Source organism: Nocardia sp. BMG111209 (assembly GCF_000381925.1).
In the GTDB taxonomy this organism is placed as follows: Bacteria; Actinomycetota; Actinomycetes; order Mycobacteriales; family Mycobacteriaceae; genus Nocardia.
On sequence record NZ_KB907307.1, the window covers coordinates 2,636,399 to 2,650,756 of the forward strand.

The following is a 14,358-nucleotide window of genomic DNA, read 5'->3' on the forward strand; positions in this document are numbered from 1 at the left end:
ATGGACGAATCCCTGCACGTCCCATGGTCGGTGATCCCGGACTACCGGTGTTTCGGCTGTTCGCCGCACAATCCGGCCGGGCTGAGCCTGACGTTCACCCCGCATCCCGACGGCCTGCAGTCCCGCGTGCGGCTCGGCCGCGCCTTCGAGTCGTATCCGGGTGTGGTGCACGGCGGGCTGATCGGCGTGATCTGCGACGAGGTGATGGGCAATCTGATCGTGCTGGCTCGGCGGGTGCCCGCCTTCACCGTGACCCAGCGCACCCGGTTCCTCACCCCGCTGCTCGTCGATCGCGACTATGTCTGTATCGCAACGCTTCCGGAGCCGGAGCGGCCGTCGCACGCCGGCATCATCGCGGCGGCCGCGGAGATCCGCGACGCCGACGGCGCGGTCTGCGCCACCTCGACCGCGGGCTACCGGCCGTTCGATCTGGCCGACGTCCGCCACCAGCTGACCCTCGACGACACCGAGGTCGATCGTCTCTCCGAGGCCCTGTCCGCACCGAACCACTTCTCCCAGAACGGAGTTACCCGATGAGCGTGCTCACCGACGACATCCTGCGCACCGTCACCGACATCGCCGCCGCCGAGACCGGGATCCCGGCCGCCGAACTGGGCCCGCAGGTCGACCTGCGCGGCCTGGCCGGCGTGGACTCGGTGCGGGTGCTGCGCATGATCGCCCGCATCGAGCGCACCTACGACATCGAACTCGAGGACGAGGACGTGTTCGGCCTGTCCACGCTCGCCGACGTGGTCACCGTGGTGGACCGGGCCCGGCAGGAGGCGGCGTGAACACCCAGGTCGCCGACACCAACCAGCACTACGACCTCGACCCCGATCTGTTCGGCGAATTCCTGGATCCGCTGCGCAAGTACAGTTCCGGGCTGTACCTGTCGCAGGCCGACACCCTGGAACAGGCGCAGCGCCAGAAGCTCACCTTCGTCGCGGGCCGGCTGGGCCTGCGCGGCGGCGAGAAGCTGCTCGACGCCGGCTGCGGCTGGGGTTCGCTGATCCTGTACATGGCCGCCGAATTCGATTGCGACACACTCGGTATCAGCCCGGCCCCGCGCCAGCACGAGTACATCGCGAGCCAGGCCGCCGTCCGCGGGCTCACCGGCCGGGTGCACACCCGGGTCGGGCACTTCGAGCGGATCGACCTGCCGGAGCGGGCTTTCGACGCCGTCACCATGCTCGGCTCGATCGTGCACATGCCGGACGCGCCGGCCGTGCTGCGCCGCGCCCGCGCCACCCTGCGCCGCGGCGGCATGCTGTACCTGTCGGAGAGCTGCTTCCGGAACGAGAAGGCGCGCAACGCCTTCGACGACCGCGACGGCACCCGGTTCATCCGCGGCGACATCTTCGGTTTCGGTGAGCTGCGCCCGCTGTCGGAACTGGTGGCCGCCGCCGAGGACGCCGGCTTCGCGATCGTCGCCGTCGACGATCTCACCGACCACTACCGCCGCACCATCGACGACTGGATCGAAAACGTCGACGCCGCCGCCGACCGGATCGAGGCCCACGGCGCGGGCTCCGCCGCGCATCTGCGGCGCTACCTCGAGATCGCCAACGCCGGTTGGGGTTACACCACCAAGCACTACGCGCTGACCTGCCGCAACGGCCGCTGACGCCGGGAAGGACCACAGCGAGATGACTTCCGACGACACCCTGCTCCCCGTCGCCGAGGTGTCCACGGCCGTGGACGATTTCCTCGCGGCTTCGCCCGCGGCCCGCGCCTGGGACGTGGAGACCGCCTTCGACTGGTCCGCCGCCGATGCCGAACTGCTCACCGAGGGCCAGCGGTCCGCGGTGCGGTTCATCACCCTCATCGAGGACCACCTGCCCGGCTATTTCGATGTCTACCACCGGAATTTCCCGGTGGACGACACCGTGTCGCCGGAGCAGTTCGTGCACAACCGCGAGCTCTACCACTTCACCGTCCGCTGGGCGGTGGAGGAGGACACGCACGCGCGGGCGCTGGCCCGCTACCAGTCGGCCGCGGGTATCGCCGAACCCGGCCCGCTGCGTACGGAACTGGCGGTCGAGGGACGCAAGCACTTCGATCTGCCGTACGAGCATCCGGTGCAGTTCTTCGCCTACGCCCTGGTGCAGGAGAAGGCGACCCAGATGTATTACCAGCAATTGCGCGACGTGGCCGGCGATCCGGTGCTCGCGGCGGTGCTGACCCGGTTGTCGCGCGACGAGGCACGGCATTTCAGCTTCTTCGCCGACGTGGTGACCCGCTACCTGCGGGTGCACGGCGACGCCGCGGTCGAGCCGATCCGCGACGTCGTCGCGAATTTCCGGATGCCGCTGGCGGATACGATGCGTGGCTACTGGCGATGGGCCCTGCGCATCGCCGACGTGGCCGACTACGACCACACCGCCGCCTACGAGCATCTGCTCAAGGTGATCGACCGGGCCGTCGACGCCCCCACCGACCGGGTCGACGAACTGCTCGACTTCATCGGCCGCTGCCGCGCCGTACGCTGATCCGCTCCCCCGCCCCGGCCGCCCGTCGGCCGGGGCGGTTCGCCGTTTCCGCCCAGGACGGAGGAGTCTGGACGCCGCCAGGTTACGCGCGTAAGCTCAGCCCTCGAACCCGGCCCCGCACCTGCGGGCACAGGGCTCGGCCTCGTACCGCCCGGGTCCCCCGGCAGGTACCGAGGGCCCCACTGTGCCTGTGCGGCAACGGTTCTCACCAACCGCACGCATCGCGCCGCCCCGCCCGGAGCGGCTCGGCGAAAGGATCATGGGACATTGAGTAACGCCGTCGACGTCGAACCCATTGTCGAAAGTCCCGGTCCGGGAATCATTCCGGTCTACAACCCGTCCACCGAGGAGCAGATCGCGGAGGTCGTGGACTCCGATCGCAAGCTCGTCGACGAGGCGGTGGCCCGCGCGCGCGAGACGTTCGACTCGGGCGTCTGGCGCAAACTGCCCGCCGCGCACCGCGCCGACGTGCTGTTCCGGGCCGCGGAGATCATCAAGGCGCGCACCGACGAGCTCGCGGAGATCGAGGCCCGCGACAACGGCATGAACGCCACGGCCGCGCGGCACATCATCAAGGTGGCGAACGAGATGCTGGTGTACTACGCCGGCTGGGTCGGCAAGATCCACGGCGAGTCGAGCAACCTCGTCTCCGACGGACTGCTCGGCACCTTCGAGAACTACCACACCTTCACGCAGCTCGAGCCGGTCGGCGTCGTCGGCCTCATCATCCCCTGGAACGGGCCGTTCTTCGTCGCGATGCTCAAGGTCGCGCCCGCACTCGCCGCCGGCTGCAGCGCGGTGCTCAAACCCGCCGAGGAGACGCCGCTCACCGCCCTGAAGCTGGAGGAGATCTTCCGCGAGGCGGGCCTGCCCGACGGGGTGCTGAACGTCGTCACCGGATACGGCGAGACCACCGGCGCGGCGCTCACCGCGCATCCGGACGTCGACAAGATCTCCTTCACCGGGTCGACCGAGGTGGGGCGGCTGATCGTCAAGGCGGCCGCCGGCAACCTCAAGCGGCTGACCCTCGAGCTCGGCGGCAAGTCGCCGCTGATCATGTTCGACGACGCGAACCTGGACAAGGCGATCATGGGGGCCGGGATGGGCCTGCTCGCCGGTTCCGGCCAGAACTGTTCCTGCACCTCGCGCATCTACGTCCAGCGCGGCATCTACGAGCAGGTCGTGGACGGGCTCGCCGCCTTCGCGAAGATGCTGCCGATGGGCGGCAGCGACGATCCCAACTCGGTGCTCGGCCCGCTGATCAGCCAGAAGCAGCGGCAACGGGTGCAGGGCATCGTGGACGACGGGGTCGCCGGGGGCGCGCAGGTCATCACCGGCGGCCGGGTACTGGACCGCCGCGGCTACTTCTACGAGGCGACGATCGTCACCGGCACCACACCGCAGATGCGGCTCATCCGCGAGGAGATCTTCGGACCGGTCGGCTCGGTGATCCCGTTCGACGACGAGGAGGAGGCGATCGCGGCGGCGAACGACACCGATTACGGCCTCGCCGGATCCATCTGGACCGAGAACCTCGGCCGCGCGCACCGGGTCGTGAACGAACTGCACGCCGGCCAGATCTGGGTGAATTCCGCGCTCGCGGCCGATCCCTCGATGCCGATCAGCGGCCACAAGCAGTCCGGCTGGGGCGGCGAGCGCGGCCGGAAGGGTATCGAGGCCTACTTCAACACCAAGGCGGTCTACATCGGCCACTGAGCACGGTTGCCCCGCACTTCCCGGACACGGTGCCGGGAAGTGCGGGAAACCGTCCGGCCCAACCGAATTCAGAGTTGCGCCCAGACCGACTTCGTCTGCAGGTAGGCCTCGATGCCCTCGCGGCCGAACTCGTGTCCCCAGCCGGACTGCTTGTAGCCGCCGAAGGGCACGCTGTGGTCGAAGACCAACTGGCAGTTGAGGGTTACCGTGCCGGCGCGCAGGAGCTTGGCGATCCGGTGCCCGCGGCTGAGGTTGGTGGTCCAGGCGGTGGCCGCCAGGCCGTAGGTGGTGTCGTTGGCGAGTGCGGCGGCCTCCTCCTCGGTGTCGAAGGGCAGTACCGTCACCACCGGACCGAAGATCTCCTCCCGGTACAGGCGGCTGGTCGCGGGATCCACCTTGGTGAGCACGGTCGGGTGCACGAAGTAGCCGGTCCGGTCCAGGCGATGCCCGCCGGTGACGACCTCGACACCGTCGGCCTTACCCTCGTCGATGTAGCCCATCACCCGGCGCAACTGCTTGGCGCTGATCAGCGGGCCGCTCATCGACCCCTCCTCCTTGGGCCCGCCGAGCTTGAGGTTGTTCGCGATCGTCGCGATGCCCTCGACCACCCGGTCGTAGACCGTGCGCTGCACGAAAATCCGTGAGCCACAGACACATCCCTGCCCGGAGTGGATGAAGATACCCATCGACGCCATCATGATCGCCATATCCAGATCGGCGTCGTCGAAGATGATCACCGGCGACTTGCCGCCCAGTTCCAGCATGACCTTCTTGAGGTTGCCGGCCGAGGCCTGCACGATCTGCTTGCCGACCTCGGTGGAACCGGTGAACGCGACCTTCTCCACATCGGGATGCGCGGTGATCGCCGCCCCCGCGGTGTGGCCGTAGCCGGTCAGCATGTTCACCACACCGTCCGGTACCCCGGCCTCGGTGATGAGCCGATCCAGCAGCAGCGCCGACAGCGGTGTCTCCTCGGCCGGTTTCACCACACTGCTGCATCCGGCGGCCAGCGCCGGCGCGATCTTCGCGCACGCGTTGAAGATCGGCCCGTTCCACGGGAAGATCAGGCCGACGACCCCGTACGGCTCCTTGAGCGTGTAGGCGTCCATGCTGGTGAAGGCGCCGGAAACGCCTCCGGCCATCTGCACCTCGTAGGCCGAGCCGCTGACCTTGGTACACCAGCCCGCGTAGTACCGGAAGAACTCCGCGCACGTCGGCACGATCATCTGCGCCTGCGCCAGGGGCATCCCGGTGTTGAGCGAGTCGATCTCGGCGAACTCCTGCGCGTGCTCGTCCATCAGATCCGCGAGGCGCCACATGATCTTGGCGCGGTCCCGGGCGGCCAGTCCACGCCAGGCCCCGGACTCGAACGCGGTGCGCGCCCGGCCCACGGCCTCGTCGACGGCCTCGGGCCCGCAATCGGTGAACTCGGTGATCTGCTCCTCGGTCACCGGGTCGACGACCGGGATGACCTCCCCCGTACCGGGCCGTTTGCGAATGTCGTCCAAAACCGATTGCAGCGTCATCGGATGTCCCTTTCGGTGCCGGATCACACTCGGCTGCACCGAGCGCTGTACGACTGTTTAGCATTTGCCGCAATACCGGTCAAGACCCGCATTTGCGGATCAGGAGATCCATATTCTCCGAACCTGCGGATCCAGGGCCGATGCCCTCCGGCCGGCGGACGCCGGAGCCCGCGGGGTCGCCGGATCTCCAGCGGGTGGCGGCCGTGCCGCCGGCGTGTCCGTTCTGCGTAAAATCACTGCCCGACAGATGGGCGAGGCAGAGGGGAGCGGTGGTGTACCCCGACGGTGTGCGGGCCGATGGGCTGCCGAGAGTGTTGTCGGACCCGGCGCGGCTGGCGGCGCTCGCGGCCAGCGGCCAGATCGGCAGCGTCCCGGAGCGCGTCTTCGACGATCTCGCGCGGCTGGCCGCCTCGGTCACCGGATGCGCGATCGCCGCGATCACGTTCGTCGGGGAGAGCCACACCTATTGGAAGTCGGTGCCGCACTTGCCCTATGGCGGCTTCGAGCAATGGCAGAACGCGGTCGGCGACAGTTTCTGCTATTTCCCGGTGGGGACGAACGGGCCCTTCGTCGTCGAGGACGCCGCGAACGACCCTCGCACGGCCGGTCATCCCGCGATCGGCCCGTGGGGTGTCGGGGCGTGGGCGGGATGCCCGATCCAGAGCCCGGAGGGATATCCGATCGGGAGCATGTGCGTCATCGACGCGGCGCCGCGCGCGTGGAAGGCGGAGGATCTCGACATCCTCGCGCTGTTGACGCGAGCGGTGTCCAACGAGGTCAACAATCGCGTCTCGCTCGAAACCACCCGCACCGCACTGAAAGTCGCCGAGGATGCCCTGGCACAGTCCGCGGAGCTGGCGCGCAGCCTCCAGGACAGCCTGCTGCCCCCGATCCTGCGGCCGGTGCCCGGCGCGGACAGCGCCGCGCGATATCTGCCCGCGTCGGGCGAGGTATCGGTGGTCGGCGACTTCTACGACCTGTTCCAGGCGCGCGGACCGTGGTGGACCGCGGTACTCGGTGATGTGTGCGGCAAGGGCACCGAGGCCGCGAAGGTGACCGCCCTGGCGCGCTACACCCTGCGCGCCGACGCCGGGGAACACCTGTCGCCGGCGGTGGTACTCGGCCGCTTGAACAGCGCGATGCGCGCCCAGCGCGCACCGCGATTCCTCACCGCGGTACAGGCCACCTTCCGCACCACCGACGCGGGCGTCACCGGCCGGCTGTGCCTGGCCGGCCACCCACCCGCCCTGCTGCGCCGCGCCGACGGCCGCGTCCAGCAGGTGGGCACCTCGGGCACCCTGCTCGGCGTGTTCGACGACGTCGACCTGACCGACGTGCGATTCCGCCTCGCTCCCGGCGACCTGCTGCTGCTCTACACCGACGGCGCCTGCGAGGCCCGTCCCGACCCGGCCGGCTCCCCGCCCCACAATCCGATCTTCGACGAAGCCGCCCTGGCCCGCGCCCTCACCGACAGCCACGGCCTCGACGCGGCCGCGACCATCAACCACATCGCCGCGGTCCTGGCCGACCACCACGACGGCTTCGCCAGCGACGACACCGCGCTGCTCGCGATCCGGGCACGGTGAACATCGGGACCGGTCAGTGCCGGTCGAGGTACGGCTGAGGCTCCGGGTCCGCCGGTATCGGTGTCTTCGCGGGGCGGTCGGCGAGTTTGAGCCAGACCACGCCGGAGATGATGACCGCCAGCCAGAAGGCCTTGCTCAGGGTGAGGGTCTCGTGGAACAGGACCGGCCCCAGCAGTGCGGCGCCGACCGAGCCGAGCCCGGCCCAGACGGCGTACCCGATTCCGACGTCGATGTGTTTCAGGGCGACGCTGAGCGCGTACAGGGTGAGGAGGAAGAAGACTATCGCGACCAGCGACCAGCGCAGGAGGGTGAATCCGTGGCTTCCGCCGACGGACAGGGCGTAGCCGATCTCGAATCCTCCGGCGAGGAGCAGGGCGGGCCAGCCGCGGACGGTGCTGTCGTGTTCGTTGCTGTCGGCGGTCATCGTTCGATTCCTTTCGGTGGCGGATGCGGTACGAGCGTTATGCCGCACCGGTGAGCTGGAGGCCGACGACGCCGCCGATGATGATCGCGATGCCGAATGCCTTGCCCCAGGTGAGGCGCTGGTGGAACAGCGCGGCGCCGAGCAGCACGATCCCGACGCCGGCCACGGAGGTCCAGATCGCGTAGCCGACGCCGACATCGAAGGTGAGCAGCGCGAGGCTGAGGAAGTAGGTACCGATGCCGCCGCTGATCAGCGTGGCGATCGTCCACGGAATGTTCCGGAAACCGGCGGCCTTGCCGGCGGCGATGGCGACGGTGATCTCGAAGACCACCGCGATGGCGAGGTAGAGCCAATGCATGGCTGATCCTTTCGGCTGTTGCTGTCGATCACTGCCCGGCGACGGTGCCGTGCAGGTTCCGGTACAGGTGGAAGGGTTCGAGCGCTCGGCCGACGGGCAGGAACTCGACGGTGTGCGCGGCCCGGCGCGGGTCGATCCCGAGCTGTGCGTAGCCGCTGCGGTAGTCGAATCCCCAGCGTGCCGCGGTGGCGGCGTCGACGGCGAAATGGATGCTCTCGACCCGGTGCTGCGTGGCGAATCGGTAGCACATGGCGCACGGTTCACCGGTCGCCAGCAGCCTCGTCCCGCGCAGGTCGGTGACCGCGCGTTCGCGCAGGGTGCGGCGCATCGCGACGATCTCCGCGTGAGCGGTGGGATCGCCGGTCTCGCGAACGCGGTTCACGCCGAACTCGGACCGGTAGCCGTCGTCGGACACGAGCTGCCCCACGAACGGGATTCCCCCGGACCGGACGTGCCGGATGCTGTGCTCGACGGCCCGGCCCATCAGGTTCTCGAGCAGTACGTGGCCGTCCGTGTCGCCGGTCATCTCGGGTCGCGCTCGATGTTCTCGGTGTCGATGATCGTTCTCGTCCGGTCCCGCACCCGGCCCGTCGGACTCGGTTCCGCGGTTTCCGCTGCCATGGTCACGCCTCCCTGCGCTGATGCTTCTAATTGCTTGTACATACATTTATCGACCGCTATTCGTGCCGGACGGTGCCCAGCGGGTGGGACCGCTCAGCCCGCTCCGGCCGACGGCCCGAGCCCGTCCACTCTGCCGAGCGCCCGGACGAGCGCGAGCGAGCCGACCCCGAGCCCGTCGCCGCGGACCTGGTCGAGAATCTGCTGGATCCGGCCCTCGAACGGTTCGTGCGCCGCGTCGAGCAGGGCCTCCCCCTGTTCGGTGATCACCGCGTACACGCCGCGACCGTCCTCGAAGCACGTCTCCCGGCGGGTGAGCTGCTTGGCCTCGAGCCGGCCGAGCAGCCGGGTCACCGAACTCTGATTCAGGCCGATCCGCCGGGCGAGTTCGTTGACGCGCAACTCCTTCTCGGGCGCCGCGCTCAGATTTCGCAGCGCCCGGTACTCGGTGAGGGCGACCCCGTGCCGCTCGGCCAGCCATGCTCCCAGGCCCGCGTCCACCTCGGCCACGAAGGACGTCACCTGCAACCAGTCCTCGACGAGACGGCCCGCCGACGGGGCCACCTCGTCCCGATCCGATCGATCCATGTACATACATGAAAAGGTAGCGGGTGACCCGGCGATAGGCAACCCCGCACTCCCCCTTCGGATTCCGCGCGCCGCGCGCCGGACGCCGCGAGTGCCGAGAACCGTCGCCGAGTCGGGACAGCGCGGTGTGATTCGGATTAACAGTCGGTTAAACACCGAGATCGAGGTGTCGGTTCGGCCGATTCCACGCAAACTCTAAACATATGTATGTGCACACACTGTACGAACAATGCATGCGCATGTTGCAATCTAGTCGCAAAGTTCACGAAGCAGGGGTGTTTCAGAAGCGAGGGGATTCCGATGGCAACACCAGGCACGGTCGCACGTATCCGGCAGATCGCGGCACGACAACCCGACCACACCGCGATCTCGTTCGGTCCGCAGCGCTGGAGCTACGGACAGCTGACCAGCACCGTCGACGACTGCCGTGCGCAACTGACGCGCACGGTGGACACCACGCACGCCACCATCGCCATGGCGGCACACAAGACCCCGCAGCGGATCGCGCTCGCCGCCGCCGCGATCGAACTCGGCCACAGCCTCCTGCTGCTGTCGCCGGAGCTCGGCACCGACATGTTCGACCACCTGGTGGAGCGTGCCGGATGCACCCACACGGTCGACATCTATCCGCGCGACGGGCGAATCACAGCGACTACCAACGGCTTTCGGCACGACCCGGATCAGCGGCAGAATCTGATCCTGGCCACCTCGGGCTCCACCGGCCGGCCGAAGCTCGTGCCGCTGGGACCCGGCGCGGTCGACGCCTTCACCGACTGGTGCACGCGGATGTTCGACCTCGGCCCCACGAGCCGGGTGTGGAGCTATGCCCCGCTCAACTTCGACCTGTCGCTGCTGGACGTGTGGGCGAGCCTCGCCGCCGGCGCCGAGGTCGTCGCCCTCACGGCGGACGAGGGGTCCGACGGCGCCACGCTGGCGCGGCTGTTGCAGGACGCGCCGCCGACCGTGCTGCAGTCGGTGCCGTTGCTGCACCGGCTCGTTCACCCGCATCCGGTCACCCCGATCCGGTCCACCCGGCACGTCGTCGTGACCGGCGAACCGTTCGTGCGCGAACTCGCCGATCAGCTCGCGCACCGGTTCCCGGACGCCGCGATCCACAACGTCTACGGCAGCACCGAAACGAACGACAGCCTGCTGCACACCGTGACCGCCGCCGACCACGACCGGCCGCACATCCCGGTCGGCCGCCCCCTTCCGGGCGTCGCCGTCGTACTCCTCGACGGTGCGCACGCGGTGATCGACGGCCCCGGCGAGGGCGAACTCGTGGTCAGCACGCCGTTCCAGTCGGGCCGCTACCGACTCGCCGAACCGGACGGCGCCTTCGGCCCCTGGAATCCGCGGGAACCCGGCCGGACCTACTTCCGCACCGGCGATCACGCTCGCCGCGACGCCGCCGGCGTCCATCACCTGCTGGGCCGGCGCGACCATCTCGTCAAGGTTCGCGGCGTGCGCACCAACACCATCGAGGTGGAATCGGTGCTGGCCGCGGCGCCGGATGTCGCGGAAGCCGCCGTCGTCGCCACACCGCACGCCACCGAAGGTCACCGCCTGCACGCCTTCGTCGTCGCCGGACCGGACGTGGATCGCCTGTCGGTCCGCGGACATCTCGCGCGCCATCTGCCGCGCACCGCCCTACCGGCCACCTTCACCTTCCTCGAGTCCCCACTGCCGCGGACGCCGTCCGGCAAGACCGATCGGCAGCGCCTGCTCAGCTACCTGTGAGGCGCGGCCGACCGACCGTCATCCGAAAGGAACTCCATGACCGCCACCACCACCAAGGTCGCCTCCTACATCACCAGCTCCTTCGCCCGCGACCTCGTCGGCACCGAACTGCCCGGTGACGCCGATCTGCACGCGATGGGCATCGTCAACAGCCTGGGACTGGTCCGGCTCGTCTCCTGGGTCGGCCAGGAATTCGACATCCCCGTCGCCGAGCTGGATTTCACCCCCGACCAGTTCCACACGGTCGACCGCATCGTCGAGTTCATCCGGATCCACACCGACCGCCGGCCGTAGCTCACCGGTTCGTCAGCAAGGAGTACACGCGCATGTTCATCCGTGAGAAAGACAACGTCGACGGCGTCGACTGGGGCAACGGCCGCAGTTACCGGCTTCTGGTGGAGAACGACGGCCTGAACTTCGCTGTCGCGCATACGATCGTCACCGCCGGATCGGAATCCCGGCTGCAGTACACCCGCCACATCGAGGCCTGCTACTGCGTGAGCGGATCGGGCGAGGTCGCCAACGCCGACGAGACCGAGGTGTATCAGCTGCGTCCGGGCACCCTGTACGTCCTGGACCGGCACGATCCGCATCTCCTCCGCGCGCATTCCGGCGAGGATCTGCATCTGATCAGCATCTTCAACCCCCCGATCACCGGCACCGAGCGGCACACCCTGTCCGCGACCGGGTTCTCGAACTACTGAAAAGAGTTGAACCGGTGATTGACTGGACAAACGATCAACTCGCCCTGCGCGCGGCGGTCGGCGCATACGCGCGCGAACTGTCCGACGGGCACATCGACGACGACGTCGACGGCCGGTTCCGGCAGGACAAATGGAAACTGCTCAGGTTCAACCGGTGGTCGCAACACCCGAGGTCACGGAGGGTGTATGGGAAGGCCATCGGATTGGATGCGAGAGGTGACCGGTCGTGCGCCGATGCGGTCACCGGGACATCCTGGCCACCAGCGGATAGTGGAGCGCCGTTTCTGGGACGAGATCGCCGAGGGGCTGCTGCCGACGGAAGCGGCTGTCGCAGTGGGGGTATCGCCTGTCAAGGGCACTCGATGGTTCCGTGATGCTGGCGGGATGTCGCCGTATTCGTGGAGCCCGCCGGGTGGCCGCTATCTGTCGTTCGCCGAGCGTGAGGAGATCGCGTTGCTGCGGGTGCAGGGCAAGGGTGTTCGGCAGATCGCGCAGGTGCTGGGCCGTAGCCCGTCCACCATCTCCCGGGAACTACGGCGCAACGCCGCCACCCGCGGCGGCACGCTCGACTACCGCGCCTCGGTTGCCCAGTGGAAGGCGGAGCTGTTCGCCCGGCGTCCGAAGGTAGCGAAACTGTCTGAGAATCAACAGCTTCGGGACTATGTCCAGCAGCGGCTCGCCGGTCGGATCGCCGACTCGAAGGGCAGGATCGTGGCCGGCCCGCGGACCGGAGCGTGGACCGGCCGCAACAAGCCCCACCGCTCGGACCGGGAATGGGTGCAGGCGTGGAGTCCTGAGCAGATCTCCCGGCGACTGAAGATCGATTTTCCCGGCGACGCGTCGATGCGGATCAGCCACGAAGCGATCTATCAGGCGCTGTATATCCACGGGCGTGGTGCGCTGGATCGTGAACTGATCCTGAACCTGCGCACCGGCAGGTCGCTGCGCATGCCACGAGCCCGATCCAAGCGGGTGGCCTGGGCGCACATCACCGCGGACGTGCTGATCAGCGAGCGGCCCGCCGAGGCCGAGGACCGTGCGACCGTGGGGCATTGGGAAGGCGACCTCATCATCGGCACCGACCGCTCCGCGATCGGCACCCTGGTCGACCGGACCACCCGATTCACCGTCCTGGTCCACCTGCCACGCGAACACGGATGGAGGGAGACGGCGCCGGTCAAGAACGGCCCGGCTCTCAGCGGCTACGGAGCACTGTCGATGAACAAGGCACTGGCTGCGGCGTTGAAGAAGGTTCCCGCCCCGATGCTGAAGTCCCTGACCTGGGATCGAGGGAAAGAACTGTCCGCACACGCGGCACTGACATCGAAGACTGGCATCCCGGTCTTCTTCGCCGACCCCCACAGCCCCTGGCAACGCGGAACGAACGAGAACACCAACGGCCTTCTACGGCAATATTTCCCGAAGGGCACTGATCTATCACGTTGGACCGCAAGGGATCTCGATGCGGTCGCTCACACACTCAACACGCGCCCACGGAAAGTGCTCGGATGGCGCACTCCGGCCGAAGCGATGGCGCATCACCTACAATCACTGCAACAGCAAAGTGTTGCGTCGACCAGTTGAATCCGCCCTGCTCGCCGAGGCCGGTGTATTCACCCTGCCCGCGGCGACCGAATACGGTGGCCTGGCACAGTCGGTCGTCACGACGATGGGCGTCCTGGAGGAACTCGGATTCGCCTGCCGCGACGGCGGATTGGTGTTCTCGGCCTGTACTCAGCTGGCCAGCAGCGTGATTCCCGTCAACCGGTTCGGCAAGCCCGCGCTGAAGGCGACGGTGCTGCCGGCGCTGTGTGACGGATCGATGATCGGCGCCCACGCGATCAGCGAACCCGCCGCCGGGTCGGACGCGATGGCCATGACGACCACGGCGACCGTCCGCGACGAGCAAGTCGTGCTCAACGGCACCAAGGCATTCGTGTCCAACGGGCCGATCGCGGATATCGTCGTGGTCTACGCCAAAGCCGAGGACGGCGGGCTGACCGCCGTCGTGGTCCCGACCGACACCCCGGGTGTCGTGCGCGGCAGGCCGATCGAGAAGATGGGCCTGCGCACCTCGCCACTGTGCGAACTGTTCCTCGACGACGTACGGGTTCCGGCGCACAACGTGCTGAGCAGTCCGGGCAACGGATACTTCGTCCTCGACTACGTGATGAAGCGCGAAATCCTGTTCTCCTTCGTCGCCAATGTCGGCGAGATCCGGCGCCGGATCGACGACGTCACCGAATACACCTGCGGGCATAGCCAATTCGGGCAGCCCCTGTCCACCTTCCAGGCGGTGTCGCACCAGATCGTCGAGATGCGGATGAATCACGACACCGCACGGAAGTGGCTCTACGACACCGCGGTCCGGCTCATGAACAACCGCGACATCACCACGGACATCGCGTTCAGCAAGATCATCGCCAGCGAGGCCGCGGTCAGTTCGGCGCACACCGCGGTCCGACTGCTCGGCGGGTACGGCTACATGCGCGAATACGGCATCGAGAAGGACCTGCGCAACGCGGTCGCCGGGACGATCTACTCCGGGTCCACCGAAGTGCAGAAGAACAAACTCGCGTCGCTGCTCAACCTCACCTGACCGGAGGGAT

The 14,358-nt window shown here is 68.2% G+C and carries 16 protein-coding genes; 11 read left to right on the forward strand and 5 right to left on the reverse strand.

Annotation, left to right across the window (positions count from 1 at the left end; genetic code table 11):
* The 5 genes from G361_RS0112180 (at position 1) to G361_RS0112200 (ending at position 4,205) form a co-directional block, all read left to right on the forward strand.
* Positions 1-537, forward strand: a complete 537-nt coding sequence (locus tag G361_RS0112180) for a PaaI family thioesterase (protein WP_019927360.1) — start codon at positions 1-3, stop codon at positions 535-537.
* Positions 534-791 carry an acyl carrier protein gene (locus G361_RS0112185; protein WP_019927361.1) on the forward strand — a complete coding sequence of 86 codons (258 nt, stop codon included), beginning with the start codon at positions 534-536 and terminating at the stop codon, positions 789-791. The genes G361_RS0112180 and G361_RS0112185 overlap by 4 nt, the downstream gene beginning before the upstream one ends.
* A complete protein-coding gene (locus G361_RS0112190; RefSeq protein ID WP_019927362.1) occupies positions 788-1,624 on the forward strand; it encodes a cyclopropane-fatty-acyl-phospholipid synthase family protein in 837 nt (278 codons plus the stop codon). The genes G361_RS0112185 and G361_RS0112190 overlap by 4 nt, the downstream gene beginning before the upstream one ends.
* Positions 1,625-1,646: 22 nt before the next feature.
* Positions 1,647-2,489 (forward strand): acyl-ACP desaturase, encoded by an 843-nt coding sequence (locus G361_RS0112195; protein WP_019927363.1) that lies wholly within the window; start codon positions 1,647-1,649, stop codon positions 2,487-2,489.
* Positions 2,490-2,756: 267 nt separating this feature from the next.
* The gene (locus G361_RS0112200) at positions 2,757-4,205 is read left to right on the forward strand and encodes an aldehyde dehydrogenase family protein (RefSeq protein ID WP_019927364.1); all 1,449 of its coding nucleotides are present in this window, start codon (positions 2,757-2,759) and stop codon (positions 4,203-4,205) included.
* Between the two features lie 68 nt (positions 4,206-4,273).
* On the opposite strand, the gene G361_RS0112205 is transcribed toward G361_RS0112200, so the two are convergent.
* Positions 4,274-5,731, reverse strand: a complete 1,458-nt coding sequence (locus G361_RS0112205; protein ID WP_019927365.1) for an aldehyde dehydrogenase — start codon at positions 5,729-5,731, stop codon at positions 4,274-4,276.
* A 269-nt stretch (positions 5,732-6,000) separates the two neighbouring features.
* Between G361_RS0112205 and G361_RS0112210 the strand changes: the two genes are divergently transcribed.
* Positions 6,001-7,317 (forward strand): GAF domain-containing SpoIIE family protein phosphatase, encoded by a 1,317-nt coding sequence (locus tag G361_RS0112210; RefSeq protein WP_019927366.1) that lies wholly within the window; start codon positions 6,001-6,003, stop codon positions 7,315-7,317.
* A 13-nt stretch (positions 7,318-7,330) separates the two neighbouring features.
* On the opposite strand, the gene G361_RS0112215 is transcribed toward G361_RS0112210, so the two are convergent.
* From G361_RS0112215 to G361_RS0112230, 4 genes are all read right to left on the reverse strand, one after another.
* A complete protein-coding gene (locus G361_RS0112215) occupies positions 7,331-7,741 on the reverse strand; it encodes a multidrug efflux SMR transporter (RefSeq protein ID WP_019927367.1) in 411 nt (136 codons plus the stop codon).
* Between the two features lie 37 nt (positions 7,742-7,778).
* Entirely contained in the window at positions 7,779-8,099 is a 321-nt protein-coding gene (locus G361_RS0112220) for a multidrug efflux SMR transporter (protein WP_019927368.1), read from the reverse strand.
* Positions 8,100-8,127: 28 nt separating this feature from the next.
* Positions 8,128-8,625 (reverse strand): deaminase, encoded by a 498-nt coding sequence (locus G361_RS0112225; protein ID WP_019927369.1) that lies wholly within the window; start codon positions 8,623-8,625, stop codon positions 8,128-8,130.
* A gap of 188 nt (positions 8,626-8,813) precedes the next feature.
* A complete protein-coding gene (locus G361_RS0112230) occupies positions 8,814-9,311 on the reverse strand; it encodes a MarR family winged helix-turn-helix transcriptional regulator (RefSeq protein WP_019927370.1) in 498 nt (165 codons plus the stop codon).
* A gap of 294 nt (positions 9,312-9,605) precedes the next feature.
* On the opposite strand from G361_RS0112230, the gene G361_RS0112235 reads away from it, so the two are divergent.
* The 5 genes from G361_RS0112235 to G361_RS0112255 all read left to right on the forward strand — a co-directional run bounded on the left by G361_RS0112235 (position 9,606) and on the right by G361_RS0112255 (position 14,348).
* Positions 9,606-11,045: an AMP-binding protein gene (locus tag G361_RS0112235; protein ID WP_019927371.1), complete on the forward strand. Its 1,440-nt coding sequence runs from the start codon at positions 9,606-9,608 to the stop codon at positions 11,043-11,045.
* Between the two features lie 36 nt (positions 11,046-11,081).
* Entirely contained in the window at positions 11,082-11,339 is a 258-nt protein-coding gene (locus tag G361_RS0112240) for a phosphopantetheine-binding protein (RefSeq protein ID WP_019927372.1), read from the forward strand.
* A 32-nt stretch (positions 11,340-11,371) separates the two neighbouring features.
* Positions 11,372-11,749: an ectoine synthase gene (locus G361_RS0112245; protein WP_019927373.1), complete on the forward strand. Its 378-nt coding sequence runs from the start codon at positions 11,372-11,374 to the stop codon at positions 11,747-11,749.
* Positions 11,750-11,956: 207 nt separating this feature from the next.
* Positions 11,957-13,333: an IS30 family transposase gene (locus G361_RS0112250; RefSeq protein ID WP_231386761.1), complete on the forward strand. Its 1,377-nt coding sequence runs from the start codon at positions 11,957-11,959 to the stop codon at positions 13,331-13,333.
* Entirely contained in the window at positions 13,314-14,348 is a 1,035-nt protein-coding gene (locus G361_RS0112255) for an acyl-CoA dehydrogenase family protein (RefSeq protein WP_019927374.1), read from the forward strand. Before G361_RS0112250 ends, G361_RS0112255 begins: the two co-directional genes overlap by 20 nt.
* The last annotated feature ends 10 nt before the right edge of the window (positions 14,349-14,358 follow it).